Below are 25182 nucleotides of genomic sequence, written 5' to 3'. Positions count from 1 at the left end.
GTGCCCCGCTTCAGCGTCATCGTCCCCGTCTTCAAGGTGCAGGGCTTCCTGCGCGAGTGTCTCGACTCGGTCCTGGAGCAGTCGTACACGGACCTGGAGGTCATCGCCGTCGACGACTGTTCCCCGGACGGCTGCGGCGCGATCCTCGACGAGTACGCCGAGCGCGATCCCCGGGTACGGGTGCTGCACCTGCCGGAGAACGTGGGGCTCGGCCGCGCCCGCAACGCCGGGATGCCGCTCGCCGGCGGGGACTATCTCTTCTTCCTCGACAGCGACGACACCCTCACGCCGGGCGCGCTGCGCGCCGTCGCCGACCGTCTGGACGAGACCGCCGACCCCGATGTGCTGGTCTTCGACTACGCGCGCACCTATTGGTGGGGCGGCACCCGCAGGAACGTGCTCGCGCGGGTCCTCGCGGAGGCCGGCCCCGGCACCTTCACCGCGGCCGAACACCCGGAGATCCTCGATCTGCTGATGGTGGTGTGGAACAAGGTCTACCGCCGCGCGTTCGTCGAACGGGAGGGTTTCGCCTTCCCGCCCGGGTACTACGAGGACACGCCCTGGACGTTCCCGGTGATGCTCAGCGCGGAGCGGATCGCGGCGCTGGACCGGATCTGTCTGGCCTACCGCCAGCGGCGGCAGGGCAACATCCTGTCCACCACCAGCCGCAAGCACTTCGACATCCACGACCAGTACGAGCGGGTCTTCGCGTTCGTCGGCTCCAGGCCCGAACTCTCCCACTGGCGCCCGTTCCTGCACCGCAAGATGGGCGAGCACTGCCTCGACATCCTCTCCAAGGAGGACCGGCTGCCGCAGGAGGACAAGGCCGAGTTCTTCCGGCTGACGGCCGCGCTCTTCCGCAAGCACAAGGCCGGCCCCGTACCGGCCGAACTGCGTCTTCTGGAGGGCGGTTTCACCCGCTACCGGGTGCGGCGCCGGACGGACCGCGCGGGCCGGGAACTGGGCCGGCGCGGACAGCAGGCCCGCCGGGTCGTCGCCGCGCGGGTCGAGCGCGGCTGGTCCGCGGTGCACAAAAACCGGCCGCTGGACCCGCACCTGGCGGTGTACTCGGCGTTCTCGCACCGGGGGGTCCTCGGCGATCCCGCGGCGGTGTACACCGCGGCACGCGAACTCGCCCCGCACGTGCGGGGGGTGTGGGTGGTGCGCGACGAGGAGCAGGCGGCGCTGCTCCCGCCGGACACCGAGCACGTCCTGCTCGACTCGCCGCGCTACCGCCGGATCACCGCGCGGGCCACGTACTTCGTGAACAACGTCAACTGGCCCGGTTCGCTGGTCAAGCGCCCCGGAAGCGTCCACATCCACACCCATCAGGGCACCCCGCTGAAGTACATGGCCGCGGACCTGCTGCACAAGCCGGGCGCGCGGCACGGCGTCGACGTGCCGCAGATGCTGCGCCGCGCCGACCGCTGGGACTACAGCCTGGTCGCCAACCGGCACTCGGAGCTGGTCTGGGAGCGCGCCTACCCCTGCCACTTCACCTCGCTGCGCAGCGGCAGCCCCCGCAACGACGTCCTGGTGCGGGCCCGGCCCGGGGACGGGGCGGCGGCCCGCGCGCGCCTCGGGATCCCGGCCGGGAACCGGGTGGTGCTGTACGCGCCGACGCGCCGCGAGTACGTCCGCGGCGGGCATGCCGAGCGGCTGGACCTGGCCGCGTTCGCGGAGGACCTCGGCGCGGACCACACCCTGGTCGTACGGCTGCACCCCTCGCTCGCGGAGGGCCCGGCGCGCGGGATGGGGCTGGCCGAACTGCACCGGCGCGGTGTCGTGCTCGACGCGACGGACGTGCCGCGCGTCGAGGACGTGATGCTCGCCGCCGACGCCCTGGTGACCGACTACTCGGCCCTCATGTTCGACTACGCCAACCTCGACCGGCCCATCGTGCTCCTCGCCGACGACTGGGGCGCGTACGCGGCGAGCCGGGGCGCCTATTTCGACATCACGGCCGACGCGCCGGGCCATGTGGCCCGCACCCAGCGGGAGTTGGGGCGGCTGTTCGCGTCGGGGGCCTGGCGGGACGGGGAGTCGGAGCGGCTGCGGGCCGGATTCCGTGAGCGGTTCTGCGAGTTCGACGACGGCCGGGCCGCCGAGCGGGTGGTGCGGACGCTGATGCTCGGTGAACCGCTCGGGCCGCCGTCGACGATCGCCCCCCTGCCCGCCCAGGCGGGCCACGACGTCCTCGCGACCTCATGACCGGTCCCACGACCGGCCCTTCGGAGGGCCCCGTGCCGGGACCCGCGAACGCACCCGCGAAGAGCCCGGCGCCGGCACCGGCCGACAGCCCGGCTCGGGGACCCGTGAACGGACCCGCGGACAGCCCCGCGCGGGGCCTCTCGGCCGGCACGGCGGCCGGCGCCCCGGGCGGCTCCGGCGGCTCCGCCCGGAACCGCGCTCTCCCGCCGGGGTTCCGGGCCCGGATCCCGCGCGCGCTGCGTTCGGCCCGTGCCCGGGTGATCCTGATCGCCGTCGTCTTCGCCGTCCTCCAGCTCGCCAACGTCACCAACCGGGACACCCCCGACACCAAGAACTACCTCTCGTACGCGCTGGACCTGAGCGGCCACAGCAAGCAGGAGGCCGCCGCACTGACGATCGACTACGTGTGCGCGGGCAAGGCGTCCGTCGCCCGGCGCAACCAGGCCGTCGACGTGGTGCGCTTCCACCGCGCGAGCCCGACGCGCCGGGTCCTCGCCGAGTGCCGGCGCGAGCAGTGGCGGGGCGTGTCCGCACGGCTGGCGGCCGGGCGGACGACGGGACACGCCGTGCCCTTCATGCCGCCCCGCTTCATGCGGATCTTCGAGGCGCGGCCGGGGTATCCGGTGCTGCTGGTGCCGTTCGTCACGCTGCTGGGGGTGACCTGGGGCCTGTGGGCCTCGGCCGTGACCGTGACGGTGGCCGGGGGCGTCCTCGTCTTCCTTCTCCTGCGCACCCTGCGCGCCTCCACCGGCGCGGCCCTGACCGGGCAGGCCCTCTACTACGTCCTGCCGTGCGGTACGACGGCGATGCGCCCGATGACCGAGGGCCTGATGATGGCCGTGACCCTCGCGGCCCTGTGGGGCTGCGCGCTGGTCCTGGAGGGCCGCGCGCGGGCCGGGACCTGGCTGGTCGGCGGCTCCCTGGCGGTCCTGTTCACGGTGAAGCACTCGCAGGCGCTGTTCCTCGGGCTGTGCCTGGGCGCCTCGTGCGTGGTGCTGCTCGCGCGCCGGCGCCGGTGGGACGGACCGCTGCGGACCCTGGGCGTGGTGGCGGGCTGCGGCGTGCTGGCCACCGTGCTGCTCGCGAAGGCGCTGCACTACCCGTCCCAGTCGGAGAGCGTGCAGGATCTGCTCACCGGGCATTACGCACGTCCGGACCGCGTCCGTCCGTGGCCGGAGTTCCTCCATCTGGAGGCCGCCTTCTGGATCGAGTGGGCGCGGCGCCAATTGTGGGAGCCGCTGTTCCTCGCGGCCGTGGTGGCGGCCGGGTGGGGGGTGCTGCGCGGGCACCGGGCCTTCGGCGTCTTCCTGCTGGCGGCGGCGGGCACCGGGGTGCTCAACCAGGCCGCGCACCCCGACATCAACGTCTGGGGCGACCGGCTGATCGTGCTGCTGTGGCTGCTGCCGGCGGTGGGCCTTCCGCTGCTTCTCGACGCGGTCGTCCGGCCGGGCGCGCGGATGCCGGGAAGCCTGGTTCCGGGGCCGTCGCGCAGGGAGTCCGAGGTCACCCGATGAGGTGATCCCCGGCTAGGCCGCCGTTCGGGGCGGGCATATAGGGCAGATGCCGGAAACCGCCGATCCCCGCTCCCCCACCGCCCGATGAGCGCCGATGTCGTCACGCGGCGGGAGGCCGTCCGCGGCGCGACCGCGCTGCGCGGCCGGGGCTCCTGGCGTCCGACGCCGTACCAGGTGTGCGGCGGCCTGTTCTGGCTGGTGATGACGCTCGCCTACTGGCGGATCCCGTTGTGCTGCGACGCGGGCCAGCACGCGGCGGTCGTCGAACGTCTGCGGGCGGACCTGCTGCGTCCGCGGCATCCCATGGCGGACCTGCCGGGCGCGGGCAGCCCGTACTACTCGCCGTACGCGGTGGCCCAGGGCGCCTTCGCCCGGCTGACCGGACTCGGCGGCTGGGCGGTGGTGCGGCTGTCGGGGCCCGTCAACCTGCTGGTGCTGCTGACCGGCATCGGCCGCTTCACCCGCGTGCTGACGCCCCGTCGCGCGGCGCCGGTCCTCTGCCTGTTCGCGATGGTACTGCTGTGGGGCACGGAGCGGGCCTGGTGGAGCGGCTACCTCGGGCTGATGTCGATGACCGGCAACCTGGGCTATCCCTCGACGTTCGCCATCGGACTGGCCTTCTGGGCCTGGGCGTTCACGGGCCGGCGCGCCGCGGGCACCGCCGGCCCGGTCCGGTTCGTGGGCCCGGGCGGCCTCGGGAGCCGGTGGGGGTACGCGGCCCTCGGCGCCCTGTACGGACTGATCCTGCTCGTGCATCCGATCACGTCGGTCGCGGCGGTGCTCGGCGGGGTGGCGTTCGTGGCGGGCGGGCAGCGAGGGTGGCGTCCGGCGGTGGCGGGCCGGTGGCTGCTCGCGGGCGCGGCGGCGCTCCTCGTCGCGTACGGATGGCCCTACTTCGACGTCTTCGCGCTGACCGGGGACCGCAGCGTGGACGCCATGCACGAGCGGCTGTACGAGGGGATGCCCGGGCACTTCTGGCTGGCCCTGATCGGGGTGCCCGCGCTGTGGCTGCGGGCCCGGCGCGTCCGGCGGGGCGGGGGCCACGGGTGGCGCGATCCGCTGGTGCTGATGTTCGCGCTGGAGTGCGCGGCGGTGGGGTACGGCTGGGTGAGCGGGCACTACACGTACGGCAGGATCCTCGGGCTCACGCTGGTGCCGCTCCAGTTCGCGCTCGGGGTGGAGCTGGCGGAGCCGCGACCGTGGGGGCCGTGGCGGCGGCTGCTGGGCGGGGCCGCGGCCGCGGGCGCCCTGACCGGGTTCCTGACCGTGCACGCGGGGGCGGTGGTGCCGCGCTCGCTCGACCCGGTCGGTTTCGACCAGCCGCCGCGCTGGCCGACGTACGACTGGGCGGCGCGGCACATCCGGCCCGGCGAGGCGGTCGTCACGGACGGGTACTACTCGGTCCACCTGCTCGCGGGCTACGGCCCGGATCTCGCGGCCCCCGCCTGGCCCGACCCCGCTCTCGCCGAGAGCGAGCGGCTGCGCAGGCTCGCGGCGGTCCGCGCCTGTCTCGACCCGTCCTCGACCCGGGCCGAACGCGCCGCCGTCGCCCGCCGGTACCACGTCCGCTGGCTGCTGCTGACGCGCTGGCGGCAGGTGCCCGAGGAGGCGACGGTCGTGGCGTGGAGCCGGGAGACGGGGGAGGTGCTGGCCCGGATCGGCCCGGGGCCCGGCACCCGCACCGGTGCGGCGGCCGGTGCAGGAGCCGGCGCGAAGGGCGGTGCGGGTACCGGGGTGAAGGCCGGTGCGGCGGTCCGTGCCGCTCGATGACGAACCGTCCGGCACCGGCCGTCTCGACGCCGGTTACTCGATGACGAGCTCGACGGGGATGTTGCCGCGGGTGGCGTTGGAGTAGGGGCAGACCTGGTGGGCCTGCTCGACCAGCTTGCGGCCGGTCGCCTCGTCCACGGTGTCGGGCAGCTCGACGCGGAGCGTGACGGCCAGGCCGAAGCCCTCGCCCTGCTTGCCGATGCCCACCTCGCCGGTCACCGCGGCCTGCGTGACGTCGACCTTCGCGGCGCGGCCGACCAGGCCGAGGGCGCTCGCGAAACAGGCCGCGTACCCGGCGGCGAACAGCTGCTCGGGGTTGGTCCCCTGGCCGCTGCCGCCCATCTCCACCGGAATGCCCAGCTGGAGGTCGAGCGTGCCGTCGGAGCTGACGGCACGGCCCTCGCGGCCGTGGGTGGCGGTGGCGACAGCGGTGTAGATCGCGTCCATGGGGACCATCCCTCTCAAGTCGGAATCCTGGCGGGGGCCGCCGGTCCGGTGGCCTCACGACCTGAATTAGAGCACGCAATTCAGTTGTGCACAACTTAATTGCTCGCTAGAGCTATCCTGAGGGCATGACCGCAACACCCGCCCCGAGCCCCGAGGCCCCCGCCACGGCGGACTTCCTCCGCCTCGACGAGCAGATCTGCTTCTCGCTGAACGCCGCCTCGCGCGCCTTCGGCGGCGTCTACCGCGTCCTCCTGAGGGACCTCGGGATCACCTACCCGCAGTACCTGGTGATGCTGGTGCTGTGGGAGCACGGCGAGCTGCCCGTGAAGAAGGTCGGCGAGCATCTGCGGCTCGACTCGGGGACCCTGTCGCCGCTGCTGAAGCGGCTGGAGGCGGCCGGGCTCGTACGGCGGGAACGCAGCGCGCGCGACGAGCGGTCCGTGCGGGTGCGGCTCACCGAGGAGGGGTCCGCGCTGCGGGAGCGCGCGCTGGACGTGCCGCGCCGGATCGCGGCCGCTACCGGGGCGGACCTGGAGGAGATCCGAGAGCTCCGGGCCCGGCTCGACCGGCTGACGGCGGCACTGGACGAGGCAGCCCTGTCCCAGGCCCCGGGGTGTACGTAGTCCGGCGCACGTAGAGGCGCAGCGTCACGCCTCTGCGGACGACCCGCTCCAGGGGCACGAACTGCTCGCGGACCACGGCGAGCTTGAGGCGCTCGGCCGCCTCGGCCGGGGACCAGGACCAGCGCGTCGCGAAGGGCGCGGCGACCAGCCACACCCGGTCGAGCCGGTCCAGCCTCCGGCGCAGTTCACCGGGGCCGGCCTCGCGCCCGTACAGGGTTCCGGAGGCGGGCGCGGGGACGGCCAGCGCGATGTCGTCGATCCCGCGGAAGCCCTTCGGGTACGCCAGTGCCGCGCGCCGCGCGAGGGACGGCAGGAACAGCACCGGGTCGCCGGGGCGCAGTTCGCGGCCGGCGAGGGCGGAGACGGCGGCCAGGTTGTCGGGGCGGCGGTCGGGACTGCGGTCCGCGCGCAGCAGCGGGAGCTGGACGGCGAGCACGAGGGCCACGGCGAGGACGCCGGTGGGGACCGCGTGGGGCAGCAGCCGCGGCAGCCTCGTCGCGAGGTGGTCGGCTCCGGCGGCCGCGAGCAGCGGGGCCCCGGCGAGGGCGTACAGGACGTAACGCTCGTCGTAGAACGGCCGCCAGTGGGACACCGCCAGCAGCACGCCCGGGGGCACGGCCACCAGGGGCAGGGCGACGGCCGGGAGCGAGAGGGTGCCGCGCGGGGGCCGCTCGGGCCGGAACGCGAGGGCGGCGAGGACCAGGTACGGCACGATCACGAGCCGGGCCGGTCCGGTGAACAGCCCGAGCAGCCGTCTCGCGCTGGCGAGGCCGGTGCGCGGCAGCCAGGCGACCTGCGCGGACTGGCCGTGGGAGACCAGGAGGAGGGGCGCCAGCACCAGGGCCGTGGCCGCGGCGGCGAGGGCCCAGGCCCGCCACACCCGCGCCGGTACGCGGGCGAGCGCCAGTGTCGTGGCGTGGGCGAGGAGCAGCAGCAGGGCCATTTCGTGCAGCAGGCAGGTCACGGTGACCGTCGCCCCGTAGGCGAACCAGGGGCCGGGCCGGGTGGACCGGGCGGCCCGGACCAGCAGCAGGGTGGCTCCGGCCGCCCCGGCCGCGACGAGCGCGTAGGAGCGGCCCTCCTGGGCGAAGTGGCCGGTCATGGGGGTGACGGCGTACAGCAGGCCCGCCCACAGGCCGACGCGCGGACGGCTCAGACGGGCCCCGAGTGCGGCCACGAGCCCGGCGGTCGCGGCGGCGCCGCAGACGGAGGGCAGCCGCAGGGCGATCTCGCCGGGATGCGGGGCGAGGACGGGGTGCATGAGGAGGTAGTACAGGCCGTGCACGGCGTCCACGGTGTGCAGCAGGTGCCAGATCTGGGGCACCGAGCGCTGCGCGACCTGGAACGTCACGGCCTCGTCACGCCACATGCCGCCGCGGTCGAGTCCCCACAGGCCGATCCCGGACATGACCAGGACGGGCGCGAGGACGGACAGGACCACGGCCGCCGCCTCCCGACGCCGGGCCTCCCACCGCCGGGCCCTCCACCGCCCGGCCTCCCGCCGCCGGGCCTCCCGCCGCCCGGCCACCGGATGCCGGGCCACCGGGCGCGGAGTCGTCGTCGGCCTCATCCACGCGTACACCATGGGGGCGATTTTTTGCTATTAAACAACCTTTGATCGGTATTGACGGCGTATCGCACGGTACGACCCATCCATGCGGCTTACGATCCGGACTTGATGAGCGTCATCCGGAACCGCCGCCCGCCCGCCCTCGCCGCCGCCTGGCTCGCCACCCGCGCCCTGATGCTGTGGCTCCTCGCCCACGACCGGCTCGCCCCGCTCGGCAGGGGCGGGGTGTCCCGCGAGGTGAACCATCTGTACTTCCACTGGTACGGCGTGCTGTCCCAGGGCGCGTTCCCGGCGGGCGACCGGCTGTGGCAGTACCCGCCGGGCGCCGGCCCGGTGCTGCTGGCGCCCGGACTGCTGCCGTGGCTGACGTACTTCACCGCGTTCGTGGCCTGCGCGCTCGCCGCCGACGCGGTGATCGCCGTCGTCCTCACCCGCGCGGGGCTGCGCTCCGGCCGCAGTTCGCGCGGCGCCTGGCTGTGGGTGCTGGGCCTGCCCCTCCTGCTGCACATCCCGCTCGCCCGGTACGACGTGCAGGTCACCGCCTTCGCCGTCGTCTCCCTGCTGGCGCTCTCGCACCGTCCGCGTGTGTGCGGCGCGTTCGCCGCGATGGGGGCGCTGGTCAAGGTCTGGCCCGCGCTGGCGCTGATCGGAACCCCCCGGGGCCGCACCACCCGCGAGGTGTGGACGTCGGCGGCGGTCACCGCGGCCGCACTGCTCGCCGTCCTCGCGGCCGTCTTCAGCGGCCCCTTCGACTTCCTGCGCCAGCAGAGCGGCCGGGGTGTCCAGATCGAGTCCCTCGGCGGCACGGTGCTGGGCTTCGCGCGCCACGCCGGCTGGCCGGGCACGGCCCGCTACCAGTACGGCGCGATGGAGTTCGTCGGTCCGTACACCGGCGCGGTCGCGGCCTGCTCGCTCGCCCTGACCGTCGCCGCGTTCGGGCTCCTGCTGCTGTGGCGGGTCCGCGCGCGGCGCTGGACGGCGGCCACCCCGTACGACGCGGCGCTCACGGCCGTCCTGCTGTTCACCGTGACGAGCCGGGTGATCAGCCCCCAGTACATGGTGTGGCTGCTGGGCCTCGCCGCCGTCTGCCTGACCTCGCGGCACACCACACAGCGCCCGGTCGCCGCGCTGATCGTGGCGGCGACGGCGGTCAGTTCGGTGGTGTACCCGGGGCTGTACGGCGACGTGGTGGACAGCACCTGGACGGGCTGCCTGCTGATGCTCGTACGCAACGGCCTGCTGGCCACGGCGGCGGGGATGTCGTTCGTACGGCTGTGGCGGTCGGGCCTGTCCACGGCCGACCCGCGCCGTCGTGTGCCGGCCGGGCGGGAGCGCGGCACTCACCGGGTTCCCACCGGGCTCCGGACGCGACAGTGACCGCCTCCTGACGGAGAATTACCCGCAATCCCTACGATTCCGGCCCGTGGATCACATGAACCCTCACCAGGCGAAGGTCAGCGTCGTCGTCATCGGGTACGACGACGCCGCCCATGTGGCGGACGCCGTGCGCTCGGCGCTCGCCCAGGGTCCGGCCGTGCGCGAGGTGATCGCCGTGGACGACCGCTCGACGGACGGCAGCCCCGCCCTCCTCGACGCGCTCGCCGAGGGGGAACCGCGCCTGCGGGTGATCCACCGGCCGGCCAACAGCGGCGGCTGCGGCAGCCCGCGCAACGACGGCATCGACGCGGCCACGGCCCCGTACCTGATGTTCCTGGACAGCGACGACGTCCTGCCTCCCGGCGCGGTGGACGCGCTGCTCGCCGCCGCCGAGGAACACCACGTCCAGGTCGCGGCCGGACTGTGCGTGCGCCGCGAACTGCCCTCGGGCCGCGAGGTCCCCTGGGAACGCGCGCTCTACGCGCGCCCCGCCCTGATATCCCGCCCCTCGCGCCGCCTCCGTCTCGCCCACGACACCCTCTGCGTCAACAAGCTGTACCGCACCGGCTTCCTGCGCGAGCACGGCATCCGCTTCCCCGAAGGCCGCTACCCCTACGAGGACTTCGTGTTCACCGCGCGGGTGCTGGCCGCCGCGCCGCGCATCGCGCTGATCCCCGACACGGTGTACATCTGGCACGTGCGGCGCGCCGCGGAACACCTGTCCATCTCGCTCGACCGCGCCGGCATCGGCAACTGGCGGGCACGGACCGAGGCGAACCGGGCGGCGTACGAGATCCTCTCGAGCGCCGGGGAGAAGCAGCTCGCGCGGGCCGTGCACGCCAAGTTCCTCGACCACGAGCTGCGGATGTACACGCGCGAACTGGAACTGCGCGCTCCCGGCTACCGCAGCGCCTGGTGGGACCTCACCCGGGCGTACCTGTCGACGTTCGACGCGGCCGACTTCACCGTCAACCCGGCCGCCCCCGGACGCCTCGTCGCCCGCGTGATCCTCGCCTGCCCCGCCCCGCGCGACCTGCCCCGACTGAGGGAGCTCGCGGCCCGCCCGGCCCGGCTGCTCCCGCCCTACGCCCGCGACGGCGACGGCACCCCCGTGTGGTCCGCCGACCTGCCCGAGGTGACCCTGGAGCACTTCCTGGACCGGCCCGCCCACCTGCTGCCCGCCGCCGTCGACGCGGAACTGCGCCCCCGCGCGCGGGGCACCCGCCTGCGGCTGCGCCTGCACGAGCTGTACGGGCGGATGGCCGCGGCCGGTCCCGCCTCGGTGGACCTGGAGTTCGTCCACCGGGAGGAGGGGCGGGTGGGCCTGAGCGGCACGGCGGCCCTGGTGGCCGACCGGCACGGCGACTCCTGGTGCGCGGAGACGCCCGTGGAGCTGTCGGCCCTGGGCGCGGGCACCTGGGATCTGCGCCTGGCCGTGCGCTTTCACGACGGTACGAGCCGGGTGGTGTCGGCGCACGCGCTCGGCGGCCCCGGTCTGCTGCGCCGCCGCGCGGTCGCGGACGCCCACCACGGTGTTCTCCTCGTGCGGCCGTACCGGACGCACGCGGGGGCACTGGGCCTGCGGACGGCGTCCGGCTGGCGAGGAACGACCGGGGTGGTGTCCCGAAGGCTCCGTCGCCTGCTTCACTGATACGCGGACGCGGAGACGCGAGGCGCGGACGCCGACACCGTCACGCGGGACCGCCTCTCCCCGGCCGCAGGCACACGGTCCGGCACCACGGACCCACTGACGAGGGGAACGGCCTCACATGACCTGGCTGATCACCGGCGGCGCCGGCTACATCGGAGCGCACGTCGTCCGCGCGCTGCGCGAGGCGGGCGAACAGGCCGTGGTGTACGACGACCTGTCCACGGGGATCGCCGAGCGGGTGCCGTCGGACGTTCCGCTGGTGGTCGGCACGACCCTGGACGGCGACCTGCTGGCCCGGACGCTCACGGAGCACTCCGTCACCGGTGTGGTCCACCTGGCGGCGAAGAAGCAGGTCGGCGAGTCCGTGGAGCTGCCCCTGCACTACTACCGGGAGAACGTCGAGGGCCTGCGCGTCCTGCTGGAGGCGGTGACCGCGGCCTCGGTGACCGCGTTCGTCTTCTCGTCCTCGGCCGCGGTGTACGGGATGCCGGACGTGGACCTGGTGACGGAGGAGACGCCGTGCGCGCCGCTGAGCCCGTACGGCGAGACGAAGCTGGCGGGCGAGTGGCTGGTGCGCGCGACCGGCCGCGCGACGGGTCTGTCCACGGCCTGTCTGCGCTACTTCAACGTGGCCGGCGCGGCGGCCCCCGAACTGGCCGACGTGGGGGTCTTCAACCTCGTCCCCATGGTCTTCGAGAAGCTGACGGACGGCGCCCCTCCGCGCGTCTTCGGCGACGACTACCCGACGCCGGACGGCACCTGCGTGCGCGACTACATCCACGTGGTCGACCTGGCCGAGGCGCATGTGGCCGCGGCCCGCGCCCTCCGGTCCTCCCCCGGCACCGGCCTGACCCTCAACATCGGCCGCGGCGAGGGTGTCTCGGTCCGCGAGATGATCGACCGCATCAACGTGCTCACCGGCCACGCCCTGCCCCCGGTCACCGCCCCGCGCCGCCCCGGCGACCCGGCCCGCGTCGTCGCCTCCGCCGACCGCATCGCCGACGAACTGGGCTGGAAGGCCCGCTACGACGTCGAGGACATGATCACCTCGGCCTGGTCCGGCTGGCTCCGCCACCACCCGAACGCGAACCGGAGCTAGTGCCGCGGCACTAGCTCTTCTCCCTGTCCGGACTCTCCGGACTCCCCCACCAGCCGCCGGCCCCCTCCGGACTCCGCCTCCCGGCAGCCTCCTCGGCGACCGCCCCGGGACAGCCGCCTTCGACCGTGCCTCCGGGAGGGCACGGCGACCCCCCGCGAACCGATCGCGTCGCCCTGTCCGGACCCGTGCCGCCGGCGGCCGGGCTCACGGAGCTCGTGCTCCCGTTGCCCGGGGAACGGCCCCGACGGGCCCAGACCGGGCGCGGGCGGGTCCGACCGGGCGCGGGCGGGTCAGAGCGCCTTGAGTGCCGCCGCCGTGGCCCGGGCCAGGCTGGCCAGGTAGCCCTTGGGGACCTTGGGGCCGCGGACGACCACCGCGCGCCAGTACAGCGGGCCCGACATCAGGTCCAGCGCGAGCTCGACGTCGACGCCCTCCCGGATCTCGCCCCGCGCGACGGCCGACGCGACGATCCCGCTCGCCACCGACTGCTGGCCCTCCCGCAGCGCCGCCTGCATGGCGTCCGCGATCTCGGGGTTGCGGGCCGCCTCGGCCTGGAGGTCGGGGATGATCTGGCCGGCCACCGGGTGCCGCAGGGCACGCGAGGTGACCTCGTACAGCAGCCGCAGATCGCCCTCGAGGGAACCCGTGTCCGGTGCGGGAAGCCCCTGGACCGCGATCGCCGAGACCAGGTCGAGCACGAGATGGAGCTTGGAGCGCCAGCGCCGGTACACCGCGGTCTTGCCGACGCCCGCACGGCGGGCGATGCCCTCGATGGACATCCTGGCGTAGCCGACGGACGCGAGTTCCTCGAAGACGGCGGCGCGGATCGCCTCCGTGACGTCCTCGCGCAGGACGGCCGCACCGGCGGGAGCCCGGCGCCGCCTGGGCTTCCCGTCGGCAGGCGCGGGCGTGGCGGCACTCGCGGCTGTGTCGGCGTTCGTCGTCATACGGACCAGCATAGGGCGTTACGACGAAACGGTTGCGTTCCGACGTCGACTGGGCCTACTCTCGCGTTACGACGATACGGTCCCGTTCCGACGTAAGAAAACGGCAGGAAAACCCGTCGGAAAGGTTTCGGGGCCGACCGCACCCCCACCCCCCGAGCGAAAGCAACGGATGTGAGCCAGGTCCTCAACACACCGCCCCCGACAGCGTCACCGGTCGCCCCCACCGACGACGCCGCGGCCCTCGCCGCCCGGTACGGCCTCACCGTCAGCGGAGCTCGCCCGAGCCTGCCCGCGTACGTCCGCCAGTTGTGGGCACGGCGCCACTTCATCACCGCCTTCGCCACCGCCAAGCTCACCTCGCAGTACAGCCAGGCCAAGCTGGGCCAGGTGTGGCAGGTGATGACCCCGCTGCTGAACGCGGCGGTCTACTACTTCATCTTCGGCATCCTGCTCGGCACCAAGCACGGCGTGCCGGACTACGTCCCGTTCCTGGTCACCGGCGTCTTCGTCTGGACCTTCACCCAGAGCTCGATCATGGCGGGCACCCGGGCGATCTCCGGCAACCTCGGCCTGGTCCGCGCCCTGCACTTCCCGCGCGCCGCGCTGCCGGTGTCGTTCGCCCTCCAGCAGCTCCAGCAACTGCTGTTCTCGATGGCCGCGCTGGTCGTCATCCTGCTGTGCTTCGGCGTCCCGGTCAGCGTCTCGTGGCTGCTCGCGGTGCCCGTGCTGGTGCTCCAGTTCATGTTCAACGCGGGTGTCGCGATGATCGTGGCCCGGATGGGCGCCAAGACGCCGGACATCGCGCAGCTCATGCCCTTCCTGCTGCGCACCTGGATGTACGTCTCGGGTGTCATGTGGAGCATCGACAAGGTACTCAGCAACAACAAGCTGCCGCACTGGGCGATGGTCCTGCTGGAGAGCAACCCGGCGGCCGTCTACATCGACCTGATGCGCTTCGCGCTGATCGACAGCTTCCACGCGCACCAGCTGCCGCACCATGTCTGGGCGCTCGCGGTGGGCTGGGCGCTGGTCGCCGGAGTCGGCGGCTTCATCTACTTCTGGAAGGCTGAGGAGACGTACGGCCGTGGCTGACATCATCACGCAGGACACCCAGCCGCAGGACGCCGTGAGCGCGGCCGCCCCCGCGGCCGACGCCGCGCGCATCCCGACCGTCGTCGCGGACCGCGTCGACATCGTGTACCGCGTCAACGGCACCGGTGCCGGACGGGGCAGCGCCACCGCCGCGCTCAACCGCATCCTGCGCCGCAAGCAGTCCGAGAAGGCGTCGGGCGTCCGCAAGGTCCACGCGGTCAAGTGCGTGTCCTTCACCGCCTACCGCGGCGAGGCCATCGGCCTGATCGGCACCAACGGCTCCGGCAAGTCCACGCTGCTCAAGGCGGTCGCGGGCCTGCTCCCGGTGGAGAACGGCAAGATCTACACCGACGGCCAGCCCTCGCTGCTCGGCGTGAACGCGGCCCTGATGAACGACCTCACCGGCGAGCGGAACGTCTACCTCGGCGGTCTCGCCATGGGCATGTCCCGTGATCAGGTCAGGGAGCGTTACCAGGAGATCGTCGACTTCTCGGGCATCAACGAGAAGGGCGACTTCATCACCCTGCCCATGCGGACGTACTCCTCCGGCATGGCGGCCCGGCTGCGCTTCTCGATCGCGGCGGCCAAGGACCACGACGTGCTGATGATCGACGAGGCCCTCGCGACCGGGGACCGCTCCTTCCAGAAGCGCTCCGAGGCGCGCATCCGTGAGCTGCGCAAGAGCGCGGGCACGGTGTTCCTGGTCAGCCACAACAACAAGTCGATCCGCGACACCTGCGACCGCGTGCTGTGGCTGGAGCGCGGCGAGCTGCGCATGGACGGCCCGACCGCGGACGTCCTCAAGGAGTACGAGAAGTTCACGGGCAAGTAGGCGCCGGCACAAGGGCGCGTACGCACGTACCGCGTGAGCGGTGACCGGGGCGGGGCCGTCGACGGCCCCGCCCCGGTCCTCGTGCCACCCCCGCGAGCTCGGCGCCCCGGACCGCTCAGCGCTCCAGGAACGCTCAGCGCTCCAGGAACGCTCAGCGCTCCAGGAACGCGAACAGTTCCTCCCACCTGCGGACGACCTCGTCCGTGGTGAAGCGCCGGATGTTCGCGCGCGCCGCCTCGCCCATGGAGTCCCGCAGCGCCTTGTCGGACATCAGCGTGTCGAGCCGGCGGGCCAGTTCACCGGTGTTGCCGAGGGTGGCCAGCAGACCGTCCTCGCCGTCCCGGACGATCTCGCGGACGCCCGGCGCGCAGTCGAAGGCGGCGCACGGCAGACCGGCGGCCATCGCCTCCATGAGGGCGAGCGGGAAGCCCTCGCCGCGCGAGGAGAGCACGAAGACCGAGCCGCCGCGCAGCGCGCCGGGGACGTCGCTCGTCCGCCCCATCCAGTCGACCGAGTCGTCGAGCCCGAGCGCGGTGCACTGCTTCCTCAGGATCTCCTCGTCCTCGTCCTCGCCCGAGCCGTAGACGCGCAGCCGCCAGTCGGGGTGGAGCGGGGCGACCTCGGCCCAGGCGTCGAGGAGCATGTCGATGCCCTTCTGGTCGTGCAGCCGGCCCATGCTGACGACGGCGTTCCCGGTACGCGGCGAGGGCACCTCGGGCATGAACGGCAGGGGGTTCGGCATGAAGGAGGCGTTGTTCATGCCCTGCCCGATCCACAGGTCGGCGTCCTCACGGGTGAGCGCGAGCATCCGGTCGACGTCCCTGTAGTGCTTCAGGACCCGCCTGAAGCGCGAGGTCGTCCGGCAGTACTCGTAGGACTCGTGGCTCATCCCGATGACGGTCGGCCCGCCGGTGTCGGCGAGCTCCACCCACTCCATGGCCCACACCTGGGTGACGATCACGACCGCACCGGGGCGCGCGGCCCGGAACAGCGCGGTCAGTTCGGCGGCCTTCTCCCGCATGCCCGCCGCCCGCTCGGCACGCGCTCTGCGCCCGGCGACGTCGAGCCGCCCCCCGAAGCCGCCCGCCGGTCCCACCCGGGGAGGGTGGATGTCGTACAACGTCGTGGTGGGGTAAGGGAGTTCGCCCAGTTCCTGGGGAACGGCGGGCCGGGTCACGCCCACCACGCGCACGCGGTGACCGCGCTCGGTGAAGAGCCGGGCCATCTGGTGCGACCAGGTCGTCACCCCGCCCAGTTCGTCGACGCTGTTGGAGACGAAGAAGATGTCCCGCTGCGCAGGGCCGGTCATCCACGCCTCCAGTGCCCGAAGAACTGGTCGACGACGCTCCGGGCCGCCGTTCCCTTGTCGTACTCGCCGAAGTCGGCGAGGAACTGCTCGCGCCGGGGCGCGTACTTGACGCTCTGTTCCTCCAGCGAGCCGAGCACCGTGTGCAGTTCGTCCTCGGTCCGCACCACGGGTCCCGGTGCCCGCTCCAGCAGGTCGAAGTAGGTTCCGCGGTCCTCGTGCACGTACGCGTCGTAGTCGTACGCGAAGAAGAACATCGGGCGGTCGAGGAGGGCGTAGTCGAACATCACGGACGAGTAGTCGGTGATCAGAGCGTCGGCGAGGGCGAGCAGCGGGGTCATGTCGTGGTGGGCGGTGACGTCGACGACCCGGCCGCGCACGGACGGCGGGAGCACGACGTGGTTCAGGTAGTGGGAGCGGACCAGCAGGACGTAGCGGTCGCCGAAGGTGTCGGCGAAGCGCTCGACGTCGAAGGGCAGCTCGAACCGCTTCTTTCCGTTGCCGCGACTGCGGAAGGTCGGGGCGTACAGGAGGATCTGCCGGTCGTCGGGGATGCCCAGCTCCGCCGCCAGCGGTCCGCGTTCGCGCCCGTCACCGGCCGTCTCCCGCTGTCTGGCCCGCACGAGCGCGTCGTTGCGCGGGTACCCGACCCGCAGCAGGGTCCGTTCCTGGAGCCGGAACGCCCGCGCGAGGGTGCGCACGTCGTGCTCGGAGCGGATGAGGAACCGGTCGAAGCGGTCCAGTGTCTTCTGCTGTTCGGCCTGCGCCTCACGGGACTTGAGCTTCCATTCGGCCTCGTCGAAGCCCATCCGTTTGAGCGCGGAGCCGTGCCACGTCTGGATGTACGTCGTGCCCGGCCGCTTGGTCAGCTTCAGCGGGTAGCTCTGGTTGTCGACCCAGAACTCGGCCTGCGCCAGGGCCCTGAGATACGGCAGCGACCAGCGGCGTACGAGGGTGGCGTCGTCCGGGAAGCCGTCCGGGCTGCCGCTGTACGCCCAGACCGGCTCGAACTCCAGCCCCTGGCGGCGCATCTCCTCGTAGACCGCCCGGGGGCTGTCGCTGTACTGGCGGCCCAGATGGCTCTCGAAGACGACGAGCCCCGTGCGGACGGGCAGCCGGCTGAACACCTCGTGGTAGAGACGGATCTTGGTCTCGCCCGAGGTGAGTTCCTTGCGCAGCGAACGGGCCTTGCGGTAGCCGGTCTTGGCGAGCGTGCCGGCCCGGCCGTGCACACCGCGCCGCACGACGGTGTCGGCCTTCTTGCCGGGAACCAGCCGGAAGGACAGATGTCCGCGCGAGGAGACGACCGGTTCCATGCGGTCGGCGACGAGCCGGGTGAGCCGGGGCCGGACGGGTACCTGCCCGGTGACCAGACCGGGTTCGGCCGCGGTGAGCCTCGTGCCGGTGCGCACGCCGTCGACGTCGAGGTGGAGCCGTACGTCCCACACGGCGTCCACGATGCCCAGCGGCCGTACGGCCATCAGGTTCGCCGTACCTTCCCAGGCGACGGTCCCGCCCGCGTGCCACACGTGCTTCACGGGGAAGCGGAAGGTCTGGAAGCGCACTCCGGGGCGGCGGGCGTAGAACTCCAGCTCGCCGGCGAGCCGGGCGCCGGGCGGGATCACCCCGAGCGGGTTGGTGACGCGCCCGGCCAGCCGGACGGTCGCGCCGGTGCTCTCGTACGAGGTCAGCACGTTGCGCAGGAACATCCGGTCGACCGGCTTGACGTGGTGGCCGAGGTCGGTGACGTCCAGGATGTGCCGGCCGAAGGGGTCGTCGAGATGCTCGGCGCACCAGTACACGCGCCCGTCGCGCTCGACGAGCGGCGAGGAGATCTTGTCGCGGTTGGTGAGGGTGTCCACGGCGGGCAGCAGGTTGTCCCAGTCGCTCACCTGGAGGAGGTAGGCGCAGACGGCCTGGATGGGCTCGGTCTCGTCGAAGGCGGCGCGGTCGATCGACTCCAGGTAACGCCGGGCGATCGCCGCGAACTCCTCACGGAAGGCGGCGTCGCGGAAGGGCAGTTCGCGCAGGTGCAGTACGAGGTCGTGCTTGAGGAACTTGACGTCCTTGGCGAACTTCAGTTCCAGGAGTCCCTTTTCGGCGAGGAGTTGGTCGACCCTGCGGTGGATCTCCATGCGGTGCGTGAAGTTGGCGATCTCGTCGCGCCGGTTGCTGATGGACTTCGCCGCCGCCTTGTCGGAGACCCGCCAGTCGTACACCCGGTTGGGGATGAGGGTGATGCGGCGGGCGGTGGCGTAGGCCTGGGCGGAGAAGAGCAGGTCCTCGTAGTGGATGCCGACCGGGAAGCGCAGCCCCTCGTCGAGCAGGAACCGTCTGCGGTAGCACTTGTTGGTCGACAGGGTGTCGAAGACCAGCAGGTCGGGCAGTTCGGAGATCGACTCCAGGGTCCGGGTGCGCCCGTACAGCCAGGGGTACCACTTGACCTCCTTGCGGATGCGCGCGTCGACGTGCACCCGCACGCACAGGCCGGAGACCAGGTCGGCGCCGGTGGCCTCGGCGGCCTCCAGCATGTTGCGGCAGGCGTTGCGCTCCAGGACGTCGTCGCTGTCGAGGAAGAGCACGTAGGTGCCGCGGGCCTCGGTGATGCCGCGGTTGCGGGGGGCGCCGCAGCCGCCGCTGTTCTCGGGCAGCCGGCAGGCGCGGACCCGGCCGGGGTGCGCCGCGGCCAGTCCCCGTGCCACCTCGTACGAGCCGTCGGTGCTCCGGTCGTCGACGACGATCACCTCGACGTCGTGCAGCGTCTGGTCCAGGACGGAGCGCACGGCCGTGGGCAGCCGGGCGGCGTCGTTGTAGACGATGACGACCACGGAGACGGCGGGCTTCCCGGACCCGGACCCCGTGCCCCCGGCCGGGGAGCCCGCGGACTTCGTCCCGCGCTCGGCGGGTTCCGTCCCCTGCTCGGCAGGTTCCGTCCCCTGCTCGGCGGATTCTGCCCCCTGCTTGGCGGACGAGTGAGGTTGATCCACATTCATCCTATTAATCGTAGACACTGCGGCCCCCTTTGGGGCGTTATCGGCCGTTCCTCGCGTGTTGGAACACCCACGTCCGGTACACCACGAAGCGGAACGCCGAGGCCAGGACGATCGACAGGGCCTTGGCGATGTTCGAGCCGAGCGGTCCGCTCATCCCCAGGCCGTGATAGCCGGCATAGAACAGCACGCTCTCCATGGCGACGCCGAGCCCGCTGAACGCGAAGAAGAGGGCGATCTGGCGACGCGTGCGCGAGGCCCGGTCCCGGTAGGCGAAGTAGCGGAAGCCGAGGTAGTTCGTCCCCATGGCGACACAGCTGGCGACCACCGTGGCAGCCATCGGGGCCCATGTCAGACCGTGCAGCGCCAGGTTGAAGAAGAGGATGTTGACGGCGACCCCACTGCCGCCGACGACGGAGAACCGGGCCACCTCGAGGACGAGCCGGCGGACCCTCGGGGCGCTCGGGGCGGGGCGGGGGCGGACGACGGGCAGGGTCGCGACGGGCGCGGGGCGCTCGGAGAGATGCACTGTCACAGGTCCGGAACCTCCACAGGTCTGTCCGTCGGTCGAGCCCACCTTAAGCTAAATGTCCTATTTACCAGGTATAGGTAAATCGCGAGCCGGAATTTCGTCGGAGAAGCACCTGGGACGGGCGAGAAGGCCGGGGACGCGCCTCCCGCACACGAAACGGGGGCGCCCCGGGCCGTCACCGGCCCGGGGCGCCCCCGTTCGCGTACCGCTCAGGAATGCGAGCGCAGCAGTGTCCGCATCGTCCGCATCGCCACCGACAGGTTGGCGAGGTCGAACGAGTCCGAGCCCTGGATCTCGTCCAGGGTGGTGCGGGCCCGCCCGAGGATCGCCGTGTTCTTCTCCTGCCAGGCCTCGAAGCGCTGTTCGGGAGTGGAGGCCCCGTTGCCCACCGCCAGGACGTCGGCGGTCAGCGCCGCGTGGGCCGCGTACAGGTCCTCGCGGATCGACGCGCGGGCCATGGACTGCCAGCGGTCGGCACGCGGCAGCTCGATGATGCGGTCCATGAGCTGGGTGATGCCGAGACGGTCGGCGAGGTCGTAGTAGACCTCGGCGACGGCCATCGGGTCCTGGCCCGTGCGGTCGGCCACCGAGACGATGTCCAGCGCCGGGAAGGCGGAGGAGAACCCGGCCACGCGCGTGGCGAGTTCGTCCGGCACGCCGGCGTCCGACAGCTCGTCGTAGATCTGCTGGTACCACTCCAGGTCCGCGCCGCGGACCAGCTTGGGCAGCTCCGACCACACCTGCTCGACGCCGTCGGTGAAGAAGCTGATCGTCTCGGCGAGCTGGAGCGGCTGCGGCCGGTTGTTGAGCAGCCAGCGGGTGCCGCGCTCGACGAGACGGCGCGAGTGCAGCCGGATCCGGGTCTGCACGTCGGCGGCGACGACATTGTCGAGCGCCTCCACCGCGTCCCACACCGCGCTGGAGTTGAAGATCGCGCGGGCCGCGGTCTGCGCCCGGACGATCTCCTCCAGCGAGGCACCCGTCTCCTCGCGCAGGCGGTGCAGGAAGCTCGTACCGCCCGTGTTGACCGTGTCGTTGACCAGGACGGTCGTCACGATCTCACGGCTCAGCGCGTGCCCCTCGATCTGCTCGCGGAACTGGTCGCGCAGCGCCGTCGGGAAGTAGGCGAGCAGCAGGCTCTGCAGGTACGGGTCGTCGGGCAGCGAGGTGGCGAGCAGCTCGACGGAGACCGTGATCTTCGTGTACGCGAGCAGGACCGCCGTCTCGGGACCGGTCAGGCCCTGGCCGGCGTTGAGCCGCTCGCGGATCTGGCGTTCGGTGGGCAGGAACTCCAGGGCCCGGTCGAGATACCCCTCGCGGACCAGGTGGCGCAGGAAGCGCTGCTGGGCGTGGAGCATGCTCGGGGACTGGGCCAGCGCGTTGGAGATCGCCACGTTCTGCGCGTAGTTGTTGCGCAGCACCAGGGCGCCGACCTCGTCGGTCATCTCGGCGAGCAGCTTGTTGCGCTGCTTGACGGTCAGATCGCCGTTGGCCACCACCGCGTTGAGCAGGATCTTGATGTTCACCTCGTGGTCGGAGGTGTCCACGCCCGCGCTGTTGTCGATGGCGTCGGTGTTGATCCTGCCGCCGTGCTGGGCGAACTCGATCCGGCCGAGCTGGGTCAGACCCAGGTTGCCGCCCTCGCCGACGACCTTGACGCGCAGGTCGGCGCCGTCGACGCGGATCGCGTCGTTGGCCTTGTCGCCGACCTCGGCGTGCGACTCGGCGGACGACTTCACGTACGTGCCGATGCCGCCGTTCCACAGCAGGTCGACGGGCGCCTGGAGGATCGCCCGCATCAGGTCGGCCGGCGTCATCTTCGCGACGTTCGACTCGATGCCGAGGACCTCGCGGATGTGCGCGTTGACCGGGATGGCCTTGGCGCTGCGCGGGAAGACGCCGCCACCGGACGAGATCAGCTCGGTGTCGTAGTCGGCCCACGAGGAGCGCGGCAGCTCGAACAGGCGGCGGCGCTCGGCGTAGGAGGTCTCCGCGTCCGGGGTCGGGTCGATGAAGATGTGCCGGTGGTCGAACGCGGCGACCAGACGGATGTGCTCGGAGAGCAGCATGCCGTTGCCGAACACGTCGCCCGACATGTCGCCGACGCCGACCACGGTGAAGTCCTGCGTCTGGGTGTTGACGCCGAGCTCCCGGAAGTGCCGCTTCACGGACTCCCAGGCACCGCGGGCGGTGATGCCCATCTTCTTGTGGTCGTATCCGGCGGAGCCGCCGGAGGCGAACGCGTCACCGAGCCAGAAGTCGTACGACTGGGCGACCTCGTTGGCGATGTCCGAGAACGTCGCCGTGCCCTTGTCGGCCGCGACCACGAGGTAGGTGTCGTCCTCGTCGTGCCGGACGACGTCGGCGGGCGGGACGATCTCGCCGGCCACCATGTTGTCGGTGATGTCGAGCAGCGCGGAGATGAAGGTCCGGTAGCTGCGGATGCCCTCGGCCATCCACGCGTCGCGGTCCACGGACGGGTCGGGAAGCTGCTTGGCGACGAAGCCGCCCTTGGCGCCGACCGGCACGATGACGGTGTTCTTCACCATCTGCGCCTTGACCAGGCCGAGGATCTCCGTACGGAAGTCCTCGCGCCGGTCGGACCAGCGCAGACCACCGCGCGCGACCTTGCCGAAGCGCAGGTGCACGCCCTCGACGCGGGGCGAGTACACCCAGATCTCGAACGCCGGGCGCGGCGCCGGAAGGTCGGGGATGGCCGTCGGGTCGAACTTCATCGAGACGTACTCGTGCGGCGTGCCGTCGGCGGTCCGCTGGAAGAAGTTCGTGCGCAGGGTGGCCTTGATCAGGTGGAGGAAGGACCGCAGGATCCGGTCCTCGTCCAGCGAGGCGACCTGGTCGAGGGCCGCTTCCAGCTCCTCGAGGAGCGCGTCGGTCAGCTCGACACCGGCGCGCTGGCGCTCCGGCGACATCCGCGCCTCGAACAGCGAGACCAGCAGCCGGGTGGTGTGGACGTTGTTGCGGAGGGTGTCCTCCATGTAGTCCTGGCTGAAGGTGGAACCTGCCTGGCGCAGGTACTTCGCGTAGGCGCGCAGCACCATCGACTGCCGCCAGTTCAGCCCGGCGCTCAGCACGAGGGCGTTGAAGCCGTCGTTCTCGGCCTGTCCGGTCCAGGTGGCGGCGAAGGCCTCCTGGAACCGCTCACGGCCGTCGTCGCCGAGGTGGTCGCCGTTGCCGTTGAGGGACTTGGGCAGGCGCAGCCCGAAGTCGTAGATCCACGCCGTCGTACGGTCCGAGCAGCGCAGTTCGTACGGCCGCTCGTCGGTGACCTCGACGCCCATGCGGTTCAGGGCCGGCAGGACCGCGGACAGCGAGACCTGCTCGCCGGTGCGGTAGATCTTGAAGCGGCGCTCGCCGGGCACCGCGCCCACCGGCTCGTACAGGCTGAGCGCGAAGTCCTTGCTCGTTTCCTGCCCGAGTGCCTGGAGGTGGACCAGGTCGGCGACGGCCGAGCGCGGGGAGTGGTCGGCCTTGTAGCCCTCGGGGAAGGCGTTGCCGTACCGGCGCAGCAGCTCGGCGGCACGCTCCTCGCCGCATTCGGCGGTCAGCGCCTCCGCGAAGCCGTCGGCCCAGGAGCGGGCGGCCTCCACGAGGCGCGCCTCGATGCGCTCCTTGTCGGAGTCGGACAGCTGCGGCAGCTCGGTGCCGGGCTCGACCCGGACCACGAAGTGCAGCCGGGACAGGATCGACTCGGTGTTCCAGGCCGTGAAGTCGACACTGGTGCCGTTGAGCTCTTCCTTGAGGATGTCGATGATCCGCAGGCGCACACCGGTGGTGTAACGGTCGCGCGGGAGGTAGACGAGGGCCGAGTAGTAGCGCCCGTACTCGTCCTGGCGCAGGTAGAGCCGCAGCCGGCGGCGCTCCTGGAGGTACAGGACGGACGTGACGATCGCCCGGAGCTCGTCGGCGGGGGTCTGGAACAGCTCGTCGCGCGGGTAGGTCTCCAGGATCTGGAGCAGGTCGCGTCCGTCGTGGCTGTTGGGCGAGAACCCGGCACCGCGCAGGACCTCGTCGACCTTGCGGCGGACGACGGGCACCCGGCGCACGGACTCGGTGTACGCGGCGGAGGAGAACAGGCCCAGGAAGCGGCGCTCCCCGATGACCTCGCCGTTCTCGTCGAACTTCTTGACCCCGACGTAGTCCAGGTACGACGGGCGGTGCACGGTGGCGCGGCTGTTCGCCTTGGTCAGGACCAGCAGCTTGTGCTCGCGGGCCTTGGCGCGGGCGTCGGCGGGCAGCCGCTCGAAGGACGGGCTGACCGGGTGGCTGTCCTCGCCGTGCTGCGGGTCGGAGCGCAGGATGCCGAGCCCGGTGCCGGGGACGGCGGCCAGCGAGTCGTCGTCGCGCAGCTGGTACTCGCGGTACCCGAGGAAGGTGAAGTGGTCGCCGGAGAGCCAGCGCAGCAGCTCGCGGGCCTCCTCGACCTCCTGGTCGCGCAGATCGTCGGCGGTGGGCTCCTTGGGGAGCTCCTCCGCGATCCGCAGCGCCGCGTCGCGCATCTTCTCCCAGTCCTCGACGGCCTCACGGACGTCGGACAGGACGCGCAGCAGATCGGTGGTGATCTGCTTCAGGTCGGCGCGGTCGGTCTCCCGGTCGATCTCGACGTGGATCCACGACTCGACGTGCGCGTCGTGCGGGAGGTCCTCGGTGGAGGGCCGCGTGGGCAGCACCTCGATGAGCTTGCCGGTGAGGTCGCGCCGTACGACGAACTGCGGATGGATGACGACGTGGATGCCGCGTCCCTGCCGGGACAGTTCGTTGGTCACCGAGTCGACGAGGAAGGGCATGTCGTCCGTGACGACCTCGACGACGGAGTGGCTGCAGGTCCAGCCGTTCTCCTCGACGGTGGGCGTGTGCACGCGGACGTTGGCCGTGCCCTGGGGCCGTGTCTCGGCCAGTCTGTAGTGGGAGAAGGCCGCTCCGAAGACGTCGACCGGGTCGCGGTCGGTGAGGTCCTCCGGGGCCGTGTGCAGGTAGTAGCGCTGGAGGAACGCGAGCACGGTGTCCCGGTCGGGGGTGCCCTCGCCCGTCGTCCCAGTCGGTAGGTGCCCCCCGACCGGGCTGTTCTCAGCTACCCGGGCGGCCCGTTCGAGCAGCTCGGCCTTGGCTTCGTCCAGCTTGGTCTGCATTGTCCTCTGGCTCCTGTCGCGCGCCGTTGCGTGACGTTGAAGGAAATACGGTCTCGTCGCTTCCGACGCAACGC

16 protein-coding genes are annotated in these 25182 nt (G+C 72.2%); 9 read left to right on the top strand and 7 right to left on the bottom strand.

Annotated elements, in window-relative coordinates:
• The 3 genes from ACFYW9_RS17680 (at position 1) to ACFYW9_RS17670 (ending at position 5495) form a co-directional block, all read left to right on the top strand.
• Positions 1-2211, top strand: coding sequence for a CDP-glycerol glycerophosphotransferase family protein (locus ACFYW9_RS17680; protein WP_389150724.1), 2211 nt, complete (start codon positions 1-3; stop codon positions 2209-2211).
• A gap of 257 nt (positions 2212-2468) precedes the next feature.
• The gene (locus ACFYW9_RS17675) at positions 2469-3725 is read left to right on the top strand and encodes a hypothetical protein (RefSeq protein ID WP_389151116.1); all 1257 of its coding nucleotides are present in this window, start codon (positions 2469-2471) and stop codon (positions 3723-3725) included.
• Positions 3726-3809: 84 nt separating this feature from the next.
• Positions 3810-5495 carry a hypothetical protein gene (locus ACFYW9_RS17670; RefSeq protein WP_389150721.1) on the top strand — a complete coding sequence of 562 codons (1686 nt, stop codon included), beginning with the start codon at positions 3810-3812 and terminating at the stop codon, positions 5493-5495.
• 33 nt (positions 5496-5528) lie between these two features.
• Here ACFYW9_RS17670 and ACFYW9_RS17665 read toward each other — a convergent pair whose 3' ends face one another.
• Positions 5529-5942, bottom strand: coding sequence for an organic hydroperoxide resistance protein (locus tag ACFYW9_RS17665; protein ID WP_328451845.1), 414 nt, complete (start codon positions 5940-5942; stop codon positions 5529-5531).
• A 125-nt stretch (positions 5943-6067) separates the two neighbouring features.
• Here ACFYW9_RS17665 and ACFYW9_RS17660 point away from each other — a divergent pair, with 125 nt between their 5' ends.
• Positions 6068-6565, top strand: a complete 498-nt coding sequence (locus ACFYW9_RS17660) for a MarR family transcriptional regulator (RefSeq protein WP_328451843.1) — start codon at positions 6068-6070, stop codon at positions 6563-6565.
• On the opposite strand, the gene ACFYW9_RS17655 is transcribed toward ACFYW9_RS17660, so the two are convergent.
• Positions 6459-8150 carry a hypothetical protein gene (locus ACFYW9_RS17655; protein ID WP_389150717.1) on the bottom strand — a complete coding sequence of 564 codons (1692 nt, stop codon included), beginning with the start codon at positions 8148-8150 and terminating at the stop codon, positions 6459-6461. The genes ACFYW9_RS17660 and ACFYW9_RS17655 overlap by 107 nt on opposite strands.
• 93 nt (positions 8151-8243) lie before the next feature.
• Between ACFYW9_RS17655 and ACFYW9_RS17650 the strand changes: the two genes are divergently transcribed.
• The 3 genes from ACFYW9_RS17650 (at position 8244) to galE (ending at position 12262) form a co-directional block, all read left to right on the top strand.
• Positions 8244-9512, top strand: coding sequence for a glycosyltransferase 87 family protein (locus ACFYW9_RS17650; protein WP_389150714.1), 1269 nt, complete (start codon positions 8244-8246; stop codon positions 9510-9512).
• Positions 9513-9567: 55 nt separating this feature from the next.
• Positions 9568-11163 carry a glycosyltransferase family 2 protein gene (locus tag ACFYW9_RS17645; protein ID WP_389151113.1) on the top strand — a complete coding sequence of 532 codons (1596 nt, stop codon included), beginning with the start codon at positions 9568-9570 and terminating at the stop codon, positions 11161-11163.
• Positions 11164-11281: 118 nt separating this feature from the next.
• The gene (galE, locus tag ACFYW9_RS17640; RefSeq protein ID WP_389150711.1) at positions 11282-12262 is read left to right on the top strand and encodes a UDP-glucose 4-epimerase GalE; all 981 of its coding nucleotides are present in this window, start codon (positions 11282-11284) and stop codon (positions 12260-12262) included.
• A gap of 290 nt (positions 12263-12552) precedes the next feature.
• Here the strand turns inward: galE and ACFYW9_RS17635 are convergent, their stop codons facing one another.
• The gene (locus ACFYW9_RS17635; RefSeq protein WP_326787420.1) at positions 12553-13221 is read right to left on the bottom strand and encodes a TetR/AcrR family transcriptional regulator; all 669 of its coding nucleotides are present in this window, start codon (positions 13219-13221) and stop codon (positions 12553-12555) included.
• A 159-nt stretch (positions 13222-13380) separates the two neighbouring features.
• Between ACFYW9_RS17635 and ACFYW9_RS17630 the strand changes: the two genes are divergently transcribed.
• Both ACFYW9_RS17630 and ACFYW9_RS17625 read left to right on the top strand, forming a co-directional pair.
• A complete protein-coding gene (locus ACFYW9_RS17630) occupies positions 13381-14301 on the top strand; it encodes an ABC transporter permease (RefSeq protein ID WP_351862003.1) in 921 nt (306 codons plus the stop codon).
• A 34-nt stretch (positions 14302-14335) separates the two neighbouring features.
• Positions 14336-15133, top strand: a complete 798-nt coding sequence (locus ACFYW9_RS17625; protein WP_389151110.1) for an ABC transporter ATP-binding protein — start codon at positions 14336-14338, stop codon at positions 15131-15133.
• A gap of 151 nt (positions 15134-15284) precedes the next feature.
• Here ACFYW9_RS17625 and ACFYW9_RS17620 read toward each other — a convergent pair whose 3' ends face one another.
• From ACFYW9_RS17620 to ACFYW9_RS17605, 4 genes are all read right to left on the bottom strand, one after another.
• Complete coding sequence (locus ACFYW9_RS17620) at positions 15285-16442, bottom strand: glycosyltransferase (RefSeq protein WP_389150706.1); 1158 nt, start codon at positions 16440-16442, stop codon at positions 15285-15287.
• The gene (locus ACFYW9_RS17615) at positions 16439-19432 is read right to left on the bottom strand and encodes a CDP-glycerol glycerophosphotransferase family protein (RefSeq protein WP_389150703.1); all 2994 of its coding nucleotides are present in this window, start codon (positions 19430-19432) and stop codon (positions 16439-16441) included. Before ACFYW9_RS17615 ends, ACFYW9_RS17620 begins: the two co-directional genes overlap by 4 nt.
• A 37-nt stretch (positions 19433-19469) precedes the next feature.
• Positions 19470-19964 carry a GtrA family protein gene (locus ACFYW9_RS17610; RefSeq protein ID WP_389150700.1) on the bottom strand — a complete coding sequence of 165 codons (495 nt, stop codon included), beginning with the start codon at positions 19962-19964 and terminating at the stop codon, positions 19470-19472.
• A 206-nt stretch (positions 19965-20170) separates the two neighbouring features.
• On the bottom strand, positions 20171-25108 hold the full coding sequence (locus tag ACFYW9_RS17605; RefSeq protein ID WP_389150697.1) for an NAD-glutamate dehydrogenase: 4938 nt from the start codon (positions 25106-25108) through the stop codon (positions 20171-20173).
• Between the last annotated feature and the right edge of the window lie 74 nt (positions 25109-25182).

Source organism: Streptomyces sp. NPDC002698, from assembly GCF_042888945.1.
Lineage (GTDB): Bacteria > Actinomycetota > Actinomycetes > Streptomycetales > Streptomycetaceae > Streptomyces.
The sequence above is the reverse complement of the archived record's forward strand: the minus strand, read 5'-3'. Positions and strand labels throughout refer to the sequence as shown.